The 19,456-nt window shown below is 61.8% G+C and carries 22 protein-coding genes; 5 read left to right on the top strand and 17 right to left on the bottom strand.

All coding sequences use genetic code 11. The features are described from left to right. Positions 1 to 350: 350 nt before the first annotated feature. Together G520_RS24650 and G520_RS0118160 are read left to right on the top strand one after the other, a co-directional pair. Positions 351 to 512 (top strand): DUF4160 domain-containing protein, encoded by a 162-nt coding sequence (locus tag G520_RS24650; protein WP_084637699.1) that lies wholly within the window; start codon positions 351 to 353, stop codon positions 510 to 512. Positions 513 to 568: 56 nt separating this feature from the next. Next, on the top strand, positions 569 to 1,501 hold the full coding sequence (locus G520_RS0118160; protein ID WP_028536902.1) for an IS5 family transposase: 933 nt from the start codon (positions 569 to 571) through the stop codon (positions 1,499 to 1,501). Here the strand turns inward: G520_RS0118160 and G520_RS25860 are convergent. The 6 genes from G520_RS25860 to G520_RS0118135 all read right to left on the bottom strand — a co-directional run bounded on the left by G520_RS25860 (position 1,461) and on the right by G520_RS0118135 (position 7,241). Then, positions 1,461 to 1,796, bottom strand: a complete 336-nt coding sequence (locus G520_RS25860; protein WP_211222873.1) for an integrase core domain-containing protein — start codon at positions 1,794 to 1,796, stop codon at positions 1,461 to 1,463. The two genes, G520_RS0118160 and G520_RS25860, sit on opposite strands and share 41 nt — an antisense overlap. A gap of 55 nt (positions 1,797 to 1,851) precedes the next feature. Further along, positions 1,852 to 2,664, bottom strand: coding sequence for a helix-turn-helix transcriptional regulator (locus tag G520_RS0118155; protein ID WP_211222872.1), 813 nt, complete (start codon positions 2,662 to 2,664; stop codon positions 1,852 to 1,854). Between the two features lie 703 nt (positions 2,665 to 3,367). After that, entirely contained in the window at positions 3,368 to 5,428 is a 2,061-nt protein-coding gene (locus G520_RS0118150) for a methyl-accepting chemotaxis protein (RefSeq protein ID WP_246542671.1), read from the bottom strand. 84 nt (positions 5,429 to 5,512) lie between these two features. Continuing rightward, positions 5,513 to 6,352, bottom strand: coding sequence for an MBL fold metallo-hydrolase (locus tag G520_RS0118145; RefSeq protein ID WP_028536899.1), 840 nt, complete (start codon positions 6,350 to 6,352; stop codon positions 5,513 to 5,515). Between the two features lie 22 nt (positions 6,353 to 6,374). Beyond that, positions 6,375 to 6,701 (bottom strand): hypothetical protein, encoded by a 327-nt coding sequence (locus tag G520_RS0118140; RefSeq protein ID WP_028536898.1) that lies wholly within the window; start codon positions 6,699 to 6,701, stop codon positions 6,375 to 6,377. A gap of 12 nt (positions 6,702 to 6,713) precedes the next feature. Beyond that, positions 6,714 to 7,241: a hypothetical protein gene (locus tag G520_RS0118135; protein WP_211222871.1), complete on the bottom strand. Its 528-nt coding sequence runs from the start codon at positions 7,239 to 7,241 to the stop codon at positions 6,714 to 6,716. 180 nt (positions 7,242 to 7,421) lie between these two features. Between G520_RS0118135 and G520_RS0118130 the strand changes: the two genes are divergently transcribed. Next, complete coding sequence (locus tag G520_RS0118130) at positions 7,422 to 8,318, top strand: LysR substrate-binding domain-containing protein (RefSeq protein WP_028536896.1); 897 nt, start codon at positions 7,422 to 7,424, stop codon at positions 8,316 to 8,318. 167 nt (positions 8,319 to 8,485) lie between these two features. Here G520_RS0118130 and G520_RS0118125 read toward each other — a convergent pair whose 3' ends face one another. The 4 genes from G520_RS0118125 to G520_RS0118105 form a co-directional block, all read right to left on the bottom strand. Continuing rightward, a complete protein-coding gene (locus G520_RS0118125; protein ID WP_028536895.1) occupies positions 8,486 to 8,749 on the bottom strand; it encodes a hypothetical protein in 264 nt (87 codons plus the stop codon). Between the two features lie 143 nt (positions 8,750 to 8,892). Beyond that, positions 8,893 to 9,231, bottom strand: coding sequence for a GNAT family N-acetyltransferase (locus tag G520_RS25585; RefSeq protein WP_281424772.1), 339 nt, complete (start codon positions 9,229 to 9,231; stop codon positions 8,893 to 8,895). Between the two features lie 115 nt (positions 9,232 to 9,346). Next, positions 9,347 to 10,036, bottom strand: coding sequence for a 5,6-dimethylbenzimidazole synthase (gene bluB / locus G520_RS0118115; protein ID WP_028536894.1), 690 nt, complete (start codon positions 10,034 to 10,036; stop codon positions 9,347 to 9,349). Between the two features lie 222 nt (positions 10,037 to 10,258). After that, a complete protein-coding gene (locus tag G520_RS0118105; RefSeq protein WP_028536893.1) occupies positions 10,259 to 11,143 on the bottom strand; it encodes a helix-turn-helix domain-containing protein in 885 nt (294 codons plus the stop codon). A gap of 118 nt (positions 11,144 to 11,261) precedes the next feature. On the opposite strand from G520_RS0118105, the gene G520_RS0118100 reads away from it, so the two are divergent. Continuing rightward, on the top strand, positions 11,262 to 12,167 hold the full coding sequence (locus G520_RS0118100; RefSeq protein ID WP_028536892.1) for a DMT family transporter: 906 nt from the start codon (positions 11,262 to 11,264) through the stop codon (positions 12,165 to 12,167). 9 nt (positions 12,168 to 12,176) lie between these two features. Here G520_RS0118100 and G520_RS0118095 read toward each other — a convergent pair whose 3' ends face one another. The 6 genes from G520_RS0118095 to G520_RS0118070 form a co-directional block, all read right to left on the bottom strand. Continuing rightward, entirely contained in the window at positions 12,177 to 12,926 is a 750-nt protein-coding gene (locus tag G520_RS0118095) for a GntR family transcriptional regulator (protein ID WP_028536891.1), read from the bottom strand. Positions 12,927 to 13,042: 116 nt separating this feature from the next. Beyond that, positions 13,043 to 13,813 (bottom strand): ABC transporter substrate-binding protein, encoded by a 771-nt coding sequence (locus tag G520_RS0118090; protein WP_028536890.1) that lies wholly within the window; start codon positions 13,811 to 13,813, stop codon positions 13,043 to 13,045. A gap of 13 nt (positions 13,814 to 13,826) precedes the next feature. Beyond that, on the bottom strand, positions 13,827 to 14,699 hold the full coding sequence (locus G520_RS0118085) for a PfkB family carbohydrate kinase (RefSeq protein ID WP_028536889.1): 873 nt from the start codon (positions 14,697 to 14,699) through the stop codon (positions 13,827 to 13,829). 3 nt (positions 14,700 to 14,702) lie between these two features. Continuing rightward, positions 14,703 to 15,716, bottom strand: coding sequence for an SIS domain-containing protein (locus tag G520_RS0118080; protein WP_028536888.1), 1,014 nt, complete (start codon positions 15,714 to 15,716; stop codon positions 14,703 to 14,705). 150 nt (positions 15,717 to 15,866) lie between these two features. After that, positions 15,867 to 16,388, bottom strand: coding sequence for an RICIN domain-containing protein (locus tag G520_RS0118075; protein WP_028536887.1), 522 nt, complete (start codon positions 16,386 to 16,388; stop codon positions 15,867 to 15,869). 17 nt (positions 16,389 to 16,405) lie between these two features. Then, positions 16,406 to 17,245 carry a cytolethal distending toxin subunit B family protein gene (locus G520_RS0118070; RefSeq protein ID WP_051229507.1) on the bottom strand — a complete coding sequence of 280 codons (840 nt, stop codon included), beginning with the start codon at positions 17,243 to 17,245 and terminating at the stop codon, positions 16,406 to 16,408. Between the two features lie 152 nt (positions 17,246 to 17,397). Between G520_RS0118070 and G520_RS0118065 the strand changes: the two genes are divergently transcribed. Continuing rightward, positions 17,398 to 18,543, top strand: coding sequence for an aminotransferase-like domain-containing protein (locus G520_RS0118065; RefSeq protein ID WP_246542669.1), 1,146 nt, complete (start codon positions 17,398 to 17,400; stop codon positions 18,541 to 18,543). Positions 18,544 to 18,590: 47 nt separating this feature from the next. Here the strand turns inward: G520_RS0118065 and G520_RS24640 are convergent, their stop codons facing one another. Beyond that, positions 18,591 to 19,427, bottom strand: a complete 837-nt coding sequence (locus G520_RS24640; RefSeq protein ID WP_084637698.1) for an SPOR domain-containing protein — start codon at positions 19,425 to 19,427, stop codon at positions 18,591 to 18,593. Between the last annotated feature and the right edge of the window lie 29 nt (positions 19,428 to 19,456).

Here is a 19,456-nt window from a genome sequence, read left to right as displayed (position 1 = left end):
ACAGATTGCCGGTGCCGTTCCTTACCTCATCCATGGTCGCGTGCAACTTGTCAGCCATGGCTGCGATAGCAGCGGCAAGGCGCGTTGTGCCTCTGAGATACTTTTTTTTCTTTCGGTTCCCCTAGTGAAAGAGGGCTATGCTTATCCAAGCGAAGTAGTACTATGTAGTCATAATTAATGCATTCTTTTTACCGTAAATTGCCAGATTATGATGCTTCCCACTGAAGAGGAAGCTCTGTTTGGAAGTCTGCTTAGCTGGCTCATCAGTCCCCACGCGATCAACGCGTCTTTGATGGTGGTGCCGCCAGCTGTCACGAAAAATGGCCTGCACGGTGTGATATAGGAAGGCTGTGGGCGATATCCAGACGCTGGATGTACTCCCAAAGCAACTGCCGCGGCTGGCGCTCGCTCTGGCGCTGGAGTGGGCGCAAGCGCACCGTGCCGAGCTTCTGAATGATTGGGAGTGGTGCCAGCAGATGTTGCACCCGAGACCGATTCAACCGCTGGAGTAATGCAATGGGCTTTGTTGCACAAATCACGGCCCGATCCGGCGGGGTAGAATGACGGCATGAGCAAGCCCACCCCGCCAAAGTACAAAACCACGAACTGGAAAGCCTACAACGCAGCGCTCAAAGCGCGCGGTTCATTGATGATCTGGCTGGACCGTGACATGAACTGGCAGGGCAGTCCGCTCGGCAAGCGCGGCCGTACGCAAACCTTCAGCGATGCCGCCATTCAGTTCTGCCTGACGATCAAATGCCTGTTCAACCTGGCGCTGCGCCAAGCCGTAGGCATGGTGCAAAGCTTGCTCAGCCTGGCGGGGCTGGATTGGTCGACGCCGGACTACAGCACGGTATGCCGGCGCCAGAAGCACCTGCAGGTGATGATTCCCTGCCGTCCGACCACGGCGGGTTTGCATCTGTTGATCGATAGCACCGGCATCAAGATGCTGGGCGAAGGCGAATGGAAAACGAAAAAGCATGGTGCGGAGTACCGCCGCCAATGGCGCAAGGTGCACTTGGGCATTGATGCGCAAACGCTGGAAATCCGGGCGATTGAAGTGACAGACAACTCGGTGGGGGATGCCCCGATGCTGCCTGAGTTGCTGAGTCAGATTCCGCCGGAGGAACGGATTGCCACGGTGAGCGGCGACGGTGCCTACGATACCAAGGACTGTCATGAGGCGATCGCCAAGCGGCAAGCCGAAGCGGTGATTCCCACCCGGCGGAACGCCATGCCGTGGAAGGAAAACCGAGTGGGAGCGCATGTCCGGAACGAGATTCTGCGTGCAACGCGCCGTCTGGGCCGGACGATCTGGAAAAAATGGAGTGGCTACCATCGACGCAGCCTGGTGGAAACCAAAATGCGTTGCGTCAAGCTGTTGGGCGAACGGGTCATGGCAAGGGACTTTGACCGGCAGGTCGCTGAGCTCCAAGTTCGGGCCGCGATCCTGAACCGTTTCACGTGCTTGGGGACACCGACAACGGTGCGCATGCCATAAATCCGTCTGGGGAAAGGGGCTTTGTGCGTTGAACCCTATTTATGCAACAAAGCCCTGCTAATTCGTACATCTTGGCCGGCATTTTCATGCCCAAAGCCTGATGGGGACGCCGGTGGTTATAAAACCCGATCCAATCTGCAGCGATACGGCTGGCGTGCATCAGGCTTTCGAAACGATGATGCGCGCATGGCTCTTTCAACGTCCGGATCGCCCGTTCCGCCATGCCGTTCTGTTCCGGCGTGCATGGCGTAATGAATTTGCTGCCAGCCGTAGCTCTACCAATGACGGGCGCCAAGTGACTCCAGCCATCGTTGCCTGCCCAAATACGGCATAGGTCGGTGGCCGAACGCTCACCGTGCGGCGGCAAATCGCGCGGGCGTGTAGCCGAAGAATCGCTTGAATGCCCGGTTCATATGGCTCTGGTCGGCAAAGCCAGCCTGGATGGCGGCGTCCGCAAGACCAAGGCCTGACGAGATCAGCGAACGTGCCAGCATGGTTCGGCGCTGTATCAGATAGGCATGGGGGGGCAGGGCCACTTCGCGCGCGAAGCTGCGCAGTAGCTGAAAGCGGGATAGACCCGCCTCGGCGGCAAGGGCGGACAGCGTGATGTTCAAGGCCGGATCGTCATCGATACGCGCCTTGGCCCGCTTGATCGGCCCGCTAGTCTGTGGTCTGACCCTATGGGTCGAGTGATGTCCGATGATCTGTTCCAGCAGCAGGCAAAGCGCCATTTCCAGAGGCAGGTTGGGTGCCGAAGGTCGCTGTGCTGCCGCCAGGGCGAAAAGATGTTTGAAGCTGTTGCCCAGCGCCGGGCTGCAAATGACCGGGTGGGTGAATTCGATCTCCGAGGGCACAGGGCATTGCAACTCGTCGGCGGCCTCGACCAGGATGGACGGATCGAGATACAGCATGCGCCATGTCCGACCTGTGTCATCCAGTGGGGCACCATCGTGCACCTCGCCGGGGTTGACGGTAATCACATCGCCGGGCAGGGCTTCAACGATGCCACGGCCACTGAGAGAGCGCTGGCCTCCGCGCAGGAGCAGTCCGATGCCGAACTGGTCATGGAAATGCCGCGCAAAATGACGCGAAGTCTCTGCCATGGTGGCGTCAATGCCCGGCATCGCGCTTGGCAGCAAGGTGACCAGATTGGCAGATGGCACGGCAGATCCCTTTATGAACTTCTTGAAGAGCAATAATCAAGCGCAATGACATATCTATCATGCCATGGCAAGGTTCTCGGTCAAGAGGGGGGCGAGGTTCGGCAGGCTGCCGCATCGGTGGCGGCGGGAGCCGAGCTCGCGTCAGTCTATGGTCGATATTCGCATCTGGTCGCCGCCATGAGCCCTCAAACTGCATGACCGGCTGCCCCGGGTCGATTCCGTCCATGCCGCCGTTTACCCCTGCGCGCGCAATCGACCCCTCTTCTGAGCCCGCAGCATGCGTAAAACCCCTTGCCCTGCCATCCGTAAGGGCGGGCACGGTCCTCGTCCGGGCGCGACAGGCTGGAACGGATGAAAAATCCCCGGCTTGAGGCCGGGGATGTCTTGTACAGGCAGATACAGATACCTACAAGCAATGGAAAATAGAAGAGGTGCGAGGGGGAATTGTACATGACAAAAGTATTTTGTTTAATGCCTTTGACATTTATTTGCCAGGCTATTGCCCATGCGACGATCAGTATCGGCTGCCGTCAGGACACGACAGTGCGCGCAACGGACGGAGAGAACAAAAAAACGGCACCCCGAAAGGGATGCCGTCTGAGTCGATGTGTCGAAGCCAGCCGCCGGGCAATGGCAAGCGCTGGGGCCGGCGGCTCCGGGGATCGCGTCAGCAATGCGCTGCACGCGGGTCCGAGTGCCGGGGCTAGAGTTTGAATTGTCCGACCAGGGTCCGCAGATCGCTGCTGCGCAGCGTCAGCTCCTGGATGGTCTGCAGGATCTGTTGCACATTCTGATCGCTTTCCAGCGATTTGCTATTGATGCGTTCCGCACTTTGCGCCATGGCCGTGGTTGCCGCACTCTGTTCCTTGGTTGACGCGCTGATCTCGGACATGCGCACAGCGATGCTTTCAGTGCTGCCCTTGATGCCTCTGACTTTCTCGGCGGCCTCGCGCGACAGGGCCACACCGGAGGCTACCCGTTCGTTGGTAACGGCGGTATGACCGATGGCGACATCGGTCTGAGCCATCACGCTATCGATCATCTGGGCGATTTCCACCGTTGCCGACGCCGTCCGTTCGGCCAGTTTTCTGACTTCGTCGGCAACGACGGCGAAACCGCGACCCTGCTCGCCTGCCCGAGCCGCCTCAATGGCCGCATTCAGCGCCAACAAGTTGGTCTGGTCCGCGATCTCGCGGATCACTGCGACGATGCCGCGAATCTGCTCGGAGTGGGAGGACAGGTCCGACATCGATGTTTGCAGGGCCTCAACGGTGTGTACGATGGACTCGACCTCGTCTGCGACATTGGCCATGGCCTGATGCGAGGAGATGGAGTCTTCGCGCGTGGAAGCGATCATGGCCTCCGCCTCGCCTGTCGCGTCGGCAATATGGTTGATACTGACCGTGATCTGCTCGATCGTCGCGGCGGTGGCGGACAACTCGCTCGATTGTGTGCGTGAATCGGATGCGATCGCGTCGGCGGCCTTATGCAGCGTCACGGTATCTCGCGCCATGGCTTCTGCGTCGGAGCGTACCGTCAGGAACATGCCGTGCAGCTTATGTACGAAGGCGTTGAAGGCCTCGGCAATTTGTCCGACTTCATCGCGGGTTTGTATCGTCAACTGGAAGCTTAGGTCGCCCTCGCCGCTCGCAACGTTGCGCATGGCGTCGCGCAGCCGGGTCAGACTGCCTAGCATCCCCGTGATTCCCGCGTAAGCCAGCAGGCCCGATACGATCAGAACCGCGAGGAGCATTCCCACCATAACCCACATCAGGTTGCTGACCGATGCGGTTGCCGCGGCGACCGGAACCACGACGCCGAGAATCCAGCCCGTCTTGCCGACCGGGTACAAGGCCGTCAGGGTTGCATCCCCGTTGAGCGTTACCGTCTGCAAGACGCCATCTTTGCTGATTTTGTCAGTATCGTAGCCAGGGATCACTTCGGAGATTTTTTTCATGCCCGACTCTTTGGCCGGATGGGCAATGATGGAACCGTCGTCCGTGATCAGAAAGGCATAACCGTTACCGGGCAGCTTGGCAGAGACAACTTCGTCCGCTACGCGTTGCAAGGAAACATCCCCACCCGCCACCGCAACGAGTTGGCCGTTGTCGCGCCGTGCGCGAGCGAACGTGATAATGGGTTTTTTCGTCGAGGCATCAATGTAAGGGGCGGTACTGATCGCTTCTTCACTTTTGCTGGCTGCAACATACCAGGGCCGCCCCGTCGGATCGTAGCCGGGAGGCACCGGCGTAGAGTGGCTGAACTGGGTCATGCGCTTATTCGGCTCGCCAACATACATATCGTCGAGGTTGCCGGCTTCTTGCGCCTGATCGAGGACGGGTTTCAGCTCGGGCTGGGTCGCGCGCGGCAGGACCGACGACACGATGGCCTGGCGCGAGGAGACCCATTCTGTGATGAAGCTGACTTTGCTGTTGGCCGTTTGACTGACCTGATCGCGTATGGAGCCGATCAGGGCATCATGCATCTTCCAATAGGCCACACCGCCGATCAGGAGTGAAGGAAGTAGCAGGATCAGAAGAACCACGGTTAGCATTTTCGAGCGTAGAGATGACACGATGTTCCCCTGGTTTAAGCCAATACGTAAAACCAGCCAAGCAAGAATTACGCCATCTCGTTGCTGTGCGCCAAGCGAGGCGCGCGCTTCCCGCCTGCTTGCTGCGGTTGTCTGTTCATCGCTATCGTACGGCCCTATCCGCTGCAGGGTCGATGCCGGGGCGCTGCCTGACCAGGCTGATTCGATCAAGCTGGCATCGCTTGCCACGGGCCAGATACGAATCGCTTATCCGTCCCGTTCTTCGTGGCGCGGCTGCCGGCCCCCTGTTTCCGCTTATGGCTCGTCGAAAATCTCGTAGGACTCTGCCGTTCGTCCGATGCGTGCAAAGCCCGCCTTGCCGAGGTGCATGCCGGCAATGATCAGTTGCTCCGCACTGACGATATCCAGCAGCCGCGACCTCGTCGTGGCCGACAGCAACATGTCTTGATCGAATGCGATGGATACGTCGGGACGCGCGATCTGGATCCGGGGAAAGTGGACGATATCTCCCCATACGAGCAGCCCGTGCTTGCCGGAGTCCAGGCGAAAACCGGAATGCCCGGCCGTATGTCCCGGCAGCGGTACGGCATGGATGCCGGGTATCACCTCGCCGGAATCGAAGGAGCGCAGCCGGGCCCGGTAGGTGTCGAAGGCCTGGCGTGCTATCTGAAAATTGCCGCGGGCGCGTTCGCTCGCGCGGCAAAGATTGTCCTCATCTTCCCAAAAACCGATCTCCCGGCGATGGACGACAAGCTCTGCATTCGGGAAGACAGCGGCTCCGTGCTCATCCATCAGTCCCCCTGCGTGATCGGGATGGGCATGGGTCAACAAGATCGTGTCGATTTCGACGGGATGTACACCCGCCAGCGCCAGATTCGTTCTCAGGTCGCCGCCCCATTGCTTGTATCCGCCTGCGCCGGCATCGATCAGTATCGTGCGGCCGCGCCCACGAACCAGGTAGCAGTTGATATGGATGGCTGTAGGGTCGCGCTGGCCCGCCGCCTTTTGTCGTCTACAGGCATCGGCGGGGTCGATATTGGAAAGAAGTTCCAGGCTGGCGCTGAGATAGCCATCGCTGATGGCCGTAACCGAGAACTCGCCGACCTGCTGTCCGGGAAATATCAAATCTGTCATCGCTTTGCTCCAGTACACCCATTCAGTTGCGTGCGTGCAAGGTTGATCCGGTATGGCCAAAGCAACGGATGCGGGCGGTCAGTCCCGTTGCGTGCCGTATGGCTTCGTCAAGCTTGTCCATGAATGCCTCCATGACCGGCGGGGTACGAAACGGTTCGAGGCGGTACCGGACTTCGGTAAAAACGGGAAGCCCTCGGCCCTGGCGAACGGCGACATAGATGATGTGCACGTTTTGCAAAGCGGCTTTGAGGGTCTCTACGCAAAGCCGGCTGCATTGCTCCGTCAACTCCGCTAGCGCGTGATCCGGCGGCATCGCTTCCGCCGAGATGTAGATCGTGATGTTCGGCATCGGTGCGCCCTGTCAATTCCCGGCAGCGGTATCGGCGCTGCTCGTCAGTTGCTCCGTCATCGGTGCATAGAGATGGACGCCTTCCGGCACGTGCCCGAGCACGGTCTGCGCCGCGCGGTTGATCCGGGCGAGCCATCGATGCTCCGGGACTTTCTCCAGCGCGATGGCATACATTGAAGCGGGGTCAAGGCCCATCTTCCTCAGCGGGGCGGCCCCGACTGCGCTCAATGCCAGGCAGTCATCCGCGCCGATGGCCGGTGCCCGGGCGAGGCCGTCATAGAGATTGCGGTGCCAGTCCGCGATGTGTTGTTGCCAGCGCGCAAAATTGCCGCCGCCCTTTTGGCGGTATTCCTCACTCGTCAGAATGCCGGGGTTGTCGATCGAATGAATGGCCAGATAGACAGGGCAGCCGTGACTCAAGGCCCTGAAGCGTTGGGATGTATGAAAACCCGGCACCGAGATAAGGGCCGGCAGCTTGTCCTTGCTATAGAAATCGTTCCATTCCGCTTCGCTGGCCGGATCGGCGAAGCTGCATTCCACCGTATAGATCATAGGGTCTTTCCTGGGCGGAGATATCCCGTGCCAGGCCTCCTCGTTGTTGATGTTAAATCATGATATTCCTCGTTTTTTACCCTTTAAATCGATTTTTAGGCATACTTTAGTGATTAAATGTCATGGTGGACGAACTCGCGAGCCGAGCCGCTCCGCCGGAAGGCTCCGATGCGACGAAAGATACCCAGCAGTTCCGCCCTGATGGCGTTCGAGACGGCTGCCCGCCATGGCAGCTTTGCCCGCGCCGCCGATGAGCTGTCTCTGACCGAAGGCGCCATCAGCCGCCAGATCGCCCGCCTGGAGGCCTTTCTCGGCGTCACGCTGTTCGAGCGGATCGGCAACCGCGTCCGGCTTCTGCCAAACGGCGAGCGCTACGCGGCGCAAGTCCGCGGCTTGCTCGACCGGCTGGAGCGCGATAGCCAGTACCTGATGGGGCAGCCGAGCGGCAGTGCCAGTCTCGACATTGCGACGATCCCGACTTTCGCGATGCGCTGGCTGATTCCGCGTCTGCCGCGGTTTCAGCAGAGGCACCCAAATATCACGGTGCATCTTGCAGAGAGGATGGAGCCCTTCGTGCTCGCCGGAAGCGGCTTCGATGCTGCGATTCATTTTGAACACCCTGCCTGGACGGGAATGCGAACCTGCTCCCTGTTGCATGAGGTACTGGTCCCCGTTTGCCATCCGATGCTTCTGGAGGAAAGCGGTGAGGCGGCATCGCTGGACACGCTGCCTCGCCTGCACCGGCGGCAGAACCCGGACGCGTGGCAACGCTATTCGCGGGAGAGCGGGATCGCCTTGAGCAATCCGGCAATCGGTGCGCGCTACGACCTTCATTCGATGCTGATCGAGGGCGCGCTGGCCGGCCTCGGCGTCGCCCTGGTCCCGCGCCTCTACGTGGAAGCCGAGCTCGCGCAAGGCCGGCTTGTCGCGCCATGGCCGGAGGGCAAGACAATTGCCAAGACATTCTGTCTCGTTCTGCCCGCACCCATCGAGTTGAGCGCAGCTCCCGTCCGAGCATTTGCAGAATGGATCATGGATGAAGCGCAGGCGATGCAAGGGATGTGATGCGCAGTACAGGATGACTGGGGCGGGCGGTCTTGTGCGGACAGGCCGGGACGGCGGGAGAGCAGACGGTTTCGGGCGTTGAGCACGTTTCGTTACCGGCCAGGCAGGGGCGGGCGGATACGAAAACACCCGGCTGACCGGGTGCTTTGTGGCGCGGCGGCAGAGTCTCAGTCCGGTTTGGTGGCTTCCGGCATCGTGTCGGACAGCAGGCGTTCGAGAAGTTTGCTTCTGGACGCGATGTGCTGGTCGAAGCGCCAGTCCTTCAGCAACTCCATGGCGACATCGAAGTAACGCATATCAATATCGTATAGGTCTTTCAAATTAAAAGACTTGCCCAGTTCGAGCGATGACACCAAGTCTCTCAGCACCTGTACCTGCTCGCCATCTTCACCGCGCTCGATCAACAACCGGATTTTCTTTGCTGCATTCATCGTCAGGCCCTCTAGAGCTATCGTGTGAACTACAATATTAGAGTTTCCCGATATTTTATTACATTACCGATAGTATTTATATGTATTTTTTATTTCATCCGCTGCGACTGGACACGGCTGCTTGCACTCGGCCTGGCCGTCGATCAGGTCCAGTCTTTTGCCGATTGGGGCTGCGGCTCATGTGCGAGCACGACATACTCACCTTCTTCGCAGTGGCCCGTCTCCGTCTCTTCGAAGCCGACCGCGCGATAGAATCCGAGGGCGGTTTCATTGCGGCTCAGGCATTTCAGGTAAAACCTCTGCTCGTGCCAGCCTGGTAAGGCCGCGAGCAGCAGCCGGCCGACGCCACGCTGACGGTAAGGGGCCGCGACGTATAAGTGGTGGATGAAATTATCGGCCTGCCACAGGGCCAGCATGCCCGCGATGGTGCCACTTTCTTCGGTTGCGATCCAGATGTCTTCGCCCTGCGTCTGTTCATCCAGATCGCCGGTTGGAAATGCTCGGTCGGCAGCCAGAAAAATGTGGCCCGACGCACCTCGAGAAAAAGGCGCCGGATGAGTGGCCAGTCGGTTTCCCGGCTACGGCGGACCATGATGCTCATGGCGAGGTATTGGCAAGCGTTGGCGCGACGGCTATCCGCCGTGCATCCGCTTCGCCCCAGCTATTCTCGCTGACCAGTGTCGCCAGCGCTTGGCGACCGGCCCAACCTTCCTGTTCCAGCAGCGGCTGTTCGTAAAAATGGTCGACATGGCCAAGACAGATGATGGCGATTGCCTTGGCGCCCGGCGGCAGATGCAGCAGCGTGCCCAGCGCCACGGGATCGAACAGTGACACCCAGCCCATGCCCAGTCCTTCGGCCCGTGCCGCCAGCCACATGTTCTGCAGGGCGCAGGCGACCGAGGCCAGATCCATCTCCGGCAATGTGCGCCGGCCGAAGACGTGGCGCTCGCGTCCGTCCATCAAGGCCGCGACCAGTACCTCGCCGCAGTCGAGAATGCCCTCGACTTTCAGGCGCATGAATTCATCCTCGCGTTCTCCCAGCGCGGCTGCGGTGCGCCTCCTTTCGCTTTCAACCATGGCGTGCAGTGCCTGGCGTCGTTCGGGGGCCGTGATACGGATGAAGCGCCAGGGCTGCATGAATCCGACGCTAGGCGCCCAGTGTGCGGCCTGCAGCAGTCGTTGCAGCTGGTCGGGCGCCACCGGGTCGGGCCTGAAATGGCGCATGTCGCGGCGCTCGCGGATGACACGGTAGATGGCATCGATATCGGAGTCGGGGTAGCGGTTCATTCTGTCTTTTCTGTACGGTGTATTCGCGATACGGCAGCGCGGCCCGGGTCATGTAGACTACAACAGCTCGTCAAACCCTTGAACTGGATTTTTGTAAATGGAATTTATCAGATTCGTATTCGCCGACCTGTGGCATTTCGTTGGCACGGTGGTGCTGATAGCCGTGGTATTCGATGGCGTGGCCAAAGTCATTCGTGCGATGAGCGGCCGGGGCTGATGCCGTCAGGCTGTCTTGCCCGTTTTCAGCGTGCGATAGCGCGACGGGCTGACACCGGTGGCCTGGCGGAAGCGGTTGCTGAAATGACTGGCCGACGCAAAGCCGCAGGCCAGTGCGACGCTGGTCAGCGGTAGCGCGCCGGCCTCCAGCAGCTGCCGCGCGCGCGCAATGCGTCGCGTATGCAGCCACACCTGCGGCGGAACGCCGAAGGAGCGGCGGAACATGCGGGCAAAGTGGAATTCCGACAGATGGGCTTCGCGGGCCATGCTGCCCAGCGTGAGCGGCTGGTCCAGATGGGCGTCGAGCCAGTCGGTCAGCCGGCGCCGCACGGCGGGCGCAAGGCCGCCGCTGAGTCTTGGCGCATGTCGCCGTCGTGCGTGGCTGCCGATCAGCCGGGCGACCGTTTCATGGGCAAGTGCGTTGCCGGCGACGTGGGCGTCGGGGTCGCTGCCGGGCAGTGCGAGTAGCGGGCGCAAGAGTCCGGCCAGTTCGGCATCGTCGAAAAAGGCGGTGCGCGCCAGTTCGAGCTCGCGCGGCTCTAGATCGGCGAGCGCGAGGGCATGCGCACTGAGGACGGCGGGCGGGATATAAAGATGGAGGAAGCGCAGGGGGCCGTTGATGACCCATTCGCTGTCCTCTTCATCCGATAGCAGGCACAGCCGACCCGGTGCTCCGCGCTCGCCTGCCCGGTCGCGCCGGAAAGTCCCGTACCCGCCCTCGAGATAGAGCGATAGAGTGTGATGGCCTGGCGGCGCGTAGTGGACGGCATCGTGGCGATTGTTCCAGACCGCAATGGCCATGCCGTCGCCCACGCACAGGGCATGCTCCAGATTCGCGCGAGAATGCGACAGGCGCTGAAATACCGGGTAGTCGAAGGAAACGGGGCTCATGGTGCGATGATATCGCAGCTGTTCTTCCGTGCGATGCTGTCGTAGCAAAACTGCGCAAGAATCTGCAAGTCCTCTCCGCCGCAACTGTGGATACTCATGGTTCATATTCGGAGGGGCTATGACGATTTTTCTCTATCTATTGGTGGTTGTGATCTGGGGCACGACCTGGATCGCCATCAAGCTGCAACTGGGCAGCGTGGCGATCCCGCTGTCTATCGCTTACCGCTTCGGCCTCGCCTCGCTGTTTCTGTTTGCGATCCTGGCTTGCACCCGGCGGCTGGTGCGTCCACGCGGCCGGGCCGCGCTGCTGGTCGTGGCGCAGGGGCTCTGCCTGTTCTGCCTGAATTTTCTGTGTTTCTATCATGCCAGCCGTTGGATTCCGAGCGGCCTGGTGGCGGTGGTGTTCTCGACGGCCCCCCTGTGGAACGCGTTCAATGGCAGGGTATTTCTCGGTCGCGCCGTGTCCGGGAGGGTGCTGGCCGGGGCGCTGTTGGGCTTGTGCGGCATCGCGGCGCTGTTCTCGCCCGAGTGGGGGCATACCGGCAGCCACACCGTGGCCGGTCTGCTGCTGGCGCTCGGCGGTACCTTGTGTTTTTCCGCCGGCAATCTGCTCTCCGGCGCCTTGCAGGCGCGCGGATGGCTGCCGGTGCAGACCAATGCCTGGGCCATGCTGGTGGGGACGCTGGTTCTGCTTGCCGGTTCGGGCATGAGCGGTGTGCCGGTGACGATGGACTGGAGCACGCATTATCTCGGGGCGCTGCTTTACCTGGCGCTGCCGGGGTCGGTGATCGGCTTTACCGCCTATCTGATGCTGGTCGGCAGGCTCGGCGCCGAGCGCGCGGCCTATTCGACCGTGCTGTTTCCTGTCGTGTCGTTGAATATTTCCGCCTGGCTGGAGGGCTATCACTGGACCCTGCCAGCCTTGTGCGGACTGGGGTTGGTCATGGTCGGCAATGTGCTGGTGTTTTCCAAACCCCGCGGCCGCCGCGACGCGCTGGCGGCAGGCACGGTCGGCAAGGTTTGAGTTACGGCCTCAGGCCTGAATCGAGAGCTTGCGGTTGGAGAGGGTGAATACCACGCGCTGCGGGTGGTTGACCGACACCACGTACTCCAGGGGGATGCCCGTACTATCGAAGACGACGCCTCGATAGGCGAGGGCGCTGGCACCCGGCGGCAGCTCCAGCAGTGCCGCATCTTCGCTGGAGAGTTCCACGCTTTGCAGCGTGCCCTCGTCGCAGCCCGGCGTCAGGCGGTAGCGTGATTCCAGCAGGCGGTACAGCGAGCCGGATTCGATCAGGTCGGCTGCGACCAGCCCCGGGACCCTGGCCGCAGGCAGGTAGCTGGTCTCGACGCAAAAAGGTTTGCCGTCCACGGTCCGCAGGCGGCGAATGGCGAGCAGTGCGTCGCCGTCGGCGATGTCCAGCGCTCGCGCGAGCCGGGGACTGGCCGTGGTCTGTTCGAAATAGAGCAGACGGCTGCCGGCCTGGCCGCCGTTGAGTTCGACGATGCTGGAAACCCCTCGCGCCTTGTGTTCGGACAGCGGGCGGCTGACTTCCGGGCGGGCGACGAAGGTCCCGCGATTGCCGTCGCGCCGCAGCGCGCCCTGCTCGACCAGGCGGGCGATGGCTTTGCGCAGTGTCATGCGGCTGATGTCGAGTTGCTGGGCGAGGTCGCGCTCGGCCGGGATGCGGTCGCCGGGTGCGAATTCGGGGCTTTCCAGCATGGCCAGCAATGCGTCTTCGGCGCGCTCGTTCGCCCGTTTCCGGATCAGGTGCAATGTCATGGTCAGTGGTCGTCCCCGCGGAGGAGGTGTTGCGATCGGGGTATTGTAACGGTACACGGGCGCCGGCGGGTCTGTGCACGGCGCCCGTGTGCGATGCGGGCAGGCCCGCATCGGGCTTACTTGGCGTTATAAACGTCGAATGCGAAGTACTTCTTTTCTATCGTCTTGTACGTGCCGTTCTTCAGGATGGCAGCGATGGCGCTGTTGATTTTCTGGCGCAGTGCGCTGTCTTCCTTGCGCAGACCGATGCCGGTACCCGGTCCGAAGATCTTGTCGTCGTGGATTGTCGGCGAGGCGAGCATGAAGCCCTTGCCTTCCGGTTTTTTCAGCAGGCCTGCATCCGCGGCGACCGCGTCGTCAAGCGAAGCATCCAGACGGCCGGAAACCAGGTCGGCATAGACCAGGTCGGTGCTTTGGTAGGGCACCACATTCACGCCGTTCGGCGCCCATTTCTGTTTGGCGTAGGTCTCGAAGATCGAACCTTGCAGCACGCCGATGCGCTTGCCCTTCAAGGCCTGCAGCTGCGGCTTGATGCCGGATTTCTTGCCGACGATCAGGCCGATCGGGGTGTTGTAGAGCTTGTCGGAGAAGTCGATCTGCTTCATGCGCTCTTCGGTGATCGACATCGAGGACAGAATGGCGTCGAATTTTTTCGCCTTCAGTGCCGGAATCATGCCGTCGAAGCTGTTCTCCACCCATTGGCACTTGACCTTCATTTGCGCACAGATGGCGTCGCCGAGCTCGATGTCGAACCCGACCAGCTTGCCGGCCTGGGTCTTGGATTCGAACGGCGGAAACTGGGCTTCGACGCCGAAACGGAGGGTTTCCTGGCTGTAGGCGTGCGCGGCAGCGGTCGCCATCAGCGCGAGCAATGCGTATTTTTTCATAAAGGTGTGCTCCTTAGGGCATGGGGTGATTGGGTTGAGTCAAACACAGAGCCTGCTCAATCAATTGCCTGAAGTCGGGCTCCAGGCGTCCGGCATGGCCGTAACCGCCTTCTTCTATACAAGCTGCCGCGCCGAGCCGGCTGCCGGCCTGCAGCGCCGCCGGCAGATCGTCTGTGCCGGACAGTGCCAGCAGGCATCCCGCGATGAAGGCATCGCCAGCGCCAAGGGTATCGACGATACGGGTCTCGACGATGGGTTGGCGTACCAGAAGGGCGCCATCATACGCCAATGCGCCGTGTTCGCCACGCGTGATGATGACCTTGCCTATTCCCAGTGCATGGATGTCGCGCGCCAGACGGGCGCAGTCCTCGTCGTCGCGGCCCGCCTGAGACAGAAAGGCGATGTCTATACAGCTGGCGACACCCGCGATGTCGTCCAGGGTGAAGTCGTCCGAAAAGTCGAAAGACAGGCGGGCCGAAGAGGGCGGAATCGCCGCGAGCACGTCGCCGAGCCGGCTGTACAAGCTGGTATGGATCAGGTCGAAACCGCTGAGCCAGAGCAGGTCGTCGGCACTCGGGGCCAGTTTGCCGCTTTCCGCGCTGTGACTGCCCAGAAAGTGCCGTTCGCCGTTGCGGTGAGTCACGCAGGCCCATGCCGTGGGGCCTTCCCCGATTTGGCAGCGTGCAATATCGACTCCTTCTTTGCGCAAGGAATCAAGGATATGCGCGCCACGCGCATCGGCGCCCACCCGGCCGAGATAAGCGACGCTGGCACCCTGGCGCGCTGCCTGGACAGCGACATTGACGGCGTTGCCGCCGGGAAAGATCAGGTCGCGATCCAGATAGACATCGCTGGTGTTGTCACCGACACAGACAAGGCGGGGCATGGCTCAGTACTCCGTTTTCCACATATAGCGCCGGGTGGTGAGCGCTTGATTGTGCCGCTCGGCAAGGTGTGCCGCTGTACGCTCGAAGGCAAAGCCGGCGATGTAGGGGGCGAGCATCGGACGGACCTCTTCGCTGATTCCGGGCATCGGCATATCCCTCGAATCGTAAACCATCAAGCGGCGCGCGCGGGTTTGGCAGAAACGCAACACCCTCTCCATTTGCGGCCGGCTCGGGTCTTCACCCAGAAACAATACCAGCGGAGTGGTTTCGTCCACCGCTTCGAAGGGGCCGTGGAAGAACTCGGCGGCTTCGATGGCCAGACAGTGCATCCACTGGCTCTCGGCAAGAATGCAGACGCCGACCACGTAGGCCGAAGTGAACATGGGGCCGGCGGCGAGCAGGTAGAGGATTTTGTCGTTCTGATATTGCTCTGCTTCCTGTGCGCCGCGGAGCTGGTAGCGCAGCGCGGTGTCGGCGAGCGCCGCGGGAAGGGCGCGCAGCGAGGAGAGCAGCGCGTCCAGGTGCGGCCAATGGTCGCGCGCGGCGAGGACGCCGCCGATGATGGCCTGCAGGATCATGTAGCAGCCGAAATAGGCGTCGTCGATCTTGCCCATGTAGAACGCCTGCTGTGGATGCTGTGCGAGCGGAACATCCGCCGTCTGTGTCACGCAGACTGTGCGGCAGGGGCGAGCGGCGACAAAGCGGGCGGCATCGACGGTTTCGCGCGTGGTTCCCGATTTCGAGGCGAAGACCACCAGAGTCCGTTCGTCCAGCCGCGGTGGATCGATATCCATGAATTCGGCGGGAAAGTAGCGTCGCACTTCCAGCGAGGGGCTCAGCCGTTCGAGCCAGTACTGCAAGCCGAGCATGATGCGGTTGGGGGCGCCGCAACTGACGAAATAAATGCGATCGATCTTGCCTGCTATCAGCTGGCCATAGGCGGCTGCGGCGTCGAGCGCAGCGCTCGACGTGCGCAGCGACTCGATGAAAGCGGAGGGGTTGAAATCGGCGGCCATGAGGTTCCTCTTTGTCGTGGCGGTAAAGTATGGACACAGGTAATTTATACCATAAATTATACCACTACAAGATGCGAGGCGATGGCTATGTATATTCTATTGAATATAAAAGAAATGACGACACTATTTGGTATTTTCTGTGGTCTATTTTTAGGGAAGTACGCTGTCCTGCAAAGGCGGGCCGAGAATCCATAGCAGGCCGGCGGCGACGGCGCCCGAGACGGGGCAGGTTCGGAAATTGATGGAGAATGCGTGGGCATAGAAGCCGGCGTAGGCATGCAGGCAGGCGCCGTTGTCCCCATTCTGCAGCATCACGCCGCCGTCGTGGCTCAGAAGGGGCAGGAAGCGTTGCTTCGGGATGTCGCGACAGGGACGGTTGACGATCCCTTCGCGGTAGTGATTCTCCATGCAACTGCGGGTGGTCGGATTGCGCAGCGACAGACTGCCGTCGCTGCGGTAGATGACAGTCCAAAGCCGATGCCGGTTGCGTCGCGTGTCATGGGGCGGGTAGCCCCACAGATAGTGGCCGGGCTCGTCGTACCATATCGTCACGGCCGCTCCGGTGCCGACGTTCAGCAGCGAGACCGGCGTGCCCTCATCGTCTGTCGCCCCGGCCGAAGCGCAGACCAGGGCGAAGGCTGCGACAGTGCAGCGGATGCATGACTGAGACATGGGGGCTCCTCGCGCGTTCAGCGCGGCCGGCTGAACAGGACGGGCAGATGGTCCGATGCCAGCTGGCCGCGCAACTGCGCGATGAACAGATTCGCCGTCGGCACACGGCGGTCCCAGCCGCCGAAGCGGCCGATCAGCGCGTAATCGAGCACATTGCCGCAGACCTGGGTCGCGGCCGGCTGGGTCACGATGCGGGTGTCGCGCAGCGTGCGGGGAAACAGATCCTGCAGCTGGCCGCGCAGATCGTCAGGCGGCATGTTGAAGTCGGCCAGCAGCATCCATTCTTCCTGTGGCCGTGCTTGCGGCCGGAAGTAGCTGTCGACGGCGTTGGAGAGCGCTCCGGCATCGTTGTCGCCGCTGCGTAGCCGCAGCGCGTGGGTCGTAAAAAAATGGTCGTGCCCGAGGCGGATGCCGAGCACGGGCCGCGCCGGATAGGGGCGGACTGCCGGCAGCACGATGACTTCGTCCGCGATGCGATCGGCAACGATGGCAAGATTGACGCGATGGGCGCCGACGTCGGTCGCCAGGAAATAGATGAACACCTCGCGCGGCCGCGAGCGCGTGCCGAGGTTCCAGCAATATTCATCGACATGCTGCCCCGTCGTCGTCGCGATGCGGCGTATGAGGCCGGCGCTGGCTGGCGGGCTGCCCGCCTCCTGCAGGGCGACGATATTTGCCGCATCCTGCCCGTCCAGCAGCAAGCGGATGTGCACGCGCCATTTGCTTTCGGTCGGAGCGGACGCTCCCTGCATATTCCAGCTGACGACGCGGTAGTCGTCTATTGCTGCCATGGCGGGAGCCATCGGCAGCAATAGTGCCACGCTCAAGGGCAAGGGGAGCAGATCGGGCATGTGCATGGCGGATCCGGGCGCAAGGGGGGGGCTGATCTCCCGATTGAAAGGCCGGATGAGGGCGGCGTCAACGTAGGGCGGCGTGTTTGGTCAATAGCATTGACTTTTATGGATGGCGATTTCATTATGAGTCAAATTTATTGACTCATATGGAGTGGATGATGCATGACCGGTTTTCACGGCGGGTGCAGCGGCTGCATTCCTCGCCGGTCCGCGAGATACTGGCCGTCATCGGACGGCCGGGCATGGTGTCTTTTGCCGGAGGCCTGCCCGCGACGGAAACGTTTCCCGATCTGAGCCTGGGCGAATTGCCTGCCGATTGCCTGCAATACGGGCCGAGCGAGGGGGAAGCGGCCTTGCGCGGGCAGATCGCGCTCGAGCTGGAACGGCGCGGTCTCGATTGTCCGCCTGACCGGATTCTCGTGTTGTCGGGTTCGCAGCAGGGGATAGACCTGGTCGCCAAGTTATTCATCGATCCGGGTACGCCGGTTGCTGTAGAGACCCCGACTTATCTCGCGGCCTTGCAGGTCTTCCGTTTCTTCGGCGCGAACCTGCAAGGGCTGGACAGCCTGCATGGTTCGACCGAGACGGCGGGAGAGGCGACCCCTGCTTTCGCCTATGCGATCCCGACGTTTCAGAATCCGACCGGTCATTGCTATAGCGACGAAGAGCGCCGCGCGCTTGCCCATGCGTGCGACGAACGGGCAATCGCCTTGTTCGAAGACGATCCGTATCGCGATCTGGTGTTCGATGAGTGCGAGCGGCGTCCTGTGTGTGCGAGGCTTGAGCGTGCGTCGTGGATCTATCAGGGCTCGTTTTCCAAGAGCCTGGCACCAGGGTTGCGGCTCGGTTTTCTCGCGGCCTCGGACGACGTCTTTCCCTACCTCTATCGTCTCAAGCAGGCCGCCGATTTGCACAGTAGCCGTTTGAGCCAGTGGCTGGTGCTGCAACAGCTGAGCGCCGATGGGAGGGAGGCGCGGCTGCGCGATCTGGCCGATTTCTACCGGGTGCGGCGCGATCGTTTTGCCGTGCTGTTGAGCCGGTATTTTTCCGATCTGGCCACGTGGACGGTTCCGAGCGGCGGTCTGTTCTTCTGGCTGGAACTGAAAAGCGAGTTTGCCTGCGACGATTTGTTGCCGCTGGCGCTGGAGCGCGGGGTCGCGTTCATGCCGGGGGCGCCGTTCTACGCACAGCCGGGGGCGGGAGCGAGGGGTTTGCGCTTGAACTTCAGTCATGCCAACGCCGAGCAGGCCGATCGCGGTCTGGCCATTCTGGCCGATCTGATTCGCAGCCGACGCCGCTGAGGCGCCACCGCGGCGGGCGCCGTCGCCGGGACGGGGCCGCGTCCGCCTCAGTTGCCGCCGCTTGGTGCGAGCAGGGGCGCGTATCCCATGCTCTTGAGTTTTGCCATCGCGTCTTCGGCTTCTGCCCGGGAGCGGAACGGGCCGAGCTGAACCCGGGTTTCGCTGTGTGCGGCAATGCCGTGGCTCTTGAGTTCATCCAACATCTTCTGGGCATTTCCCATATTGCTGAACAGACCGAGTTGCACCGTATAGCCGACCGAACTGCCTTGCGGTCTGGCCCGGGTGGCTGGGGGCGTCTCGTCGGCACGGGCGGCGGCCGGTGCGGGGGGCGCGGCAGCGGGCGCTGCTGCCGTGCCGGACGGGTGGACGGGGGGCGTTGCGGGCCGCGGCACTTCGGCCGGCTGCGCGTGCGGCAAGGTGAACGGCGCTTGCGTGACGCCGGAATGGGCCAGGCTGTTGTGCGGTGGCCGCGGCGCGGCGTCGTGGCGGGTTGCCGGGGGCGTGGCCTGCTGCTGCGCTGGCGATTGGGTGAGCGGGCGCACCGACTGCATGCCCGGCGTCTTGGACAGATCCGGTGCGACCGGTGTTCCGGGCAATGCCTCGGCAGGTGCGCTTGCGGCCGGGGCGCTGGCGGCGCTCTCCGCAGGAGCCGATGACTGCTCTGCGCCCGAGGCGACGATCTTGCCCGAGTTGCTGTCGGCTGTCGGCGCCGAGGGTTGGGGGGGCACCGGCGTCTTGCCGGTGAGACTGTCGAGAACGGGGATGGCGGCCAGTGCGACGGCGACCAGCCCGCCGGCAATGGCCAGCCTTATTTTCAGTCGCGAACTGAAATCGCGTTCGTCGCTTTCGTATTCGCTATGTGGATCCGGGCGTTGTTCGCTCATTGTGCTTAAATATTGTGCGGCGAAGGGTG

The organism is Paludibacterium yongneupense DSM 18731 (assembly GCF_000422925.1).
GTDB classification, from domain to species: domain Bacteria; phylum Pseudomonadota; class Gammaproteobacteria; order Burkholderiales; family Chromobacteriaceae; genus Paludibacterium; species Paludibacterium yongneupense.
This window is presented reverse-complemented; position numbering and strand designations above follow the sequence as displayed.

Bases quoted from the DNA above. Each gene is read 5' to 3' on its own strand.
- G520_RS0118090 (WP_028536890.1), bottom strand. From the start codon at position 13,813: ATGAAAAAATACGCATTGCTCGCGCTGATGGCGACCGCTGCCGCGCAC.
- G520_RS0118100 (WP_028536892.1), top strand. From the start codon at position 11,262: ATGACGATTTTTCTCTATCTATTGGTGGTTGTGATCTGGGGCACGACC.
- G520_RS24640 (WP_084637698.1), bottom strand. From the start codon at position 19,427: ATGAGCGAACAACGCCCGGATCCACATAGCGAATACGAAAGCGACGAA.
- G520_RS0118080 (WP_028536888.1), bottom strand. From the start codon at position 15,716: ATGGCCGCCGATTTCAACCCCTCCGCTTTCATCGAGTCGCTGCGCACG.
- G520_RS0118160 (WP_028536902.1), top strand. From the start codon at position 569: ATGAGCAAGCCCACCCCGCCAAAGTACAAAACCACGAACTGGAAAGCC.
- bluB (WP_028536894.1), bottom strand. From the start codon at position 10,036: ATGAACCGCTACCCCGACTCCGATATCGATGCCATCTACCGTGTCATC.
- G520_RS0118130 (WP_028536896.1), top strand. From the start codon at position 7,422: ATGCGACGAAAGATACCCAGCAGTTCCGCCCTGATGGCGTTCGAGACG.
- G520_RS0118145 (WP_028536899.1), bottom strand. From the start codon at position 6,352: ATGACAGATTTGATATTTCCCGGACAGCAGGTCGGCGAGTTCTCGGTT.
- G520_RS0118125 (WP_028536895.1), bottom strand. From the start codon at position 8,749: ATGAATGCAGCAAAGAAAATCCGGTTGTTGATCGAGCGCGGTGAAGAT.
- G520_RS0118075 (WP_028536887.1), bottom strand. From the start codon at position 16,388: ATGTCTCAGTCATGCATCCGCTGCACTGTCGCAGCCTTCGCCCTGGTC.
- G520_RS0118105 (WP_028536893.1), bottom strand. From the start codon at position 11,143: ATGAGCCCCGTTTCCTTCGACTACCCGGTATTTCAGCGCCTGTCGCAT.
- G520_RS0118140 (WP_028536898.1), bottom strand. From the start codon at position 6,701: ATGCCGAACATCACGATCTACATCTCGGCGGAAGCGATGCCGCCGGAT.
- G520_RS0118070 (WP_051229507.1), bottom strand. From the start codon at position 17,245: ATGCACATGCCCGATCTGCTCCCCTTGCCCTTGAGCGTGGCACTATTG.
- G520_RS0118095 (WP_028536891.1), bottom strand. From the start codon at position 12,926: ATGACATTGCACCTGATCCGGAAACGGGCGAACGAGCGCGCCGAAGAC.
- G520_RS0118065 (WP_246542669.1), top strand. From the start codon at position 17,398: ATGATGCATGACCGGTTTTCACGGCGGGTGCAGCGGCTGCATTCCTCG.
- G520_RS0118085 (WP_028536889.1), bottom strand. From the start codon at position 14,699: ATGCCCCGCCTTGTCTGTGTCGGTGACAACACCAGCGATGTCTATCTG.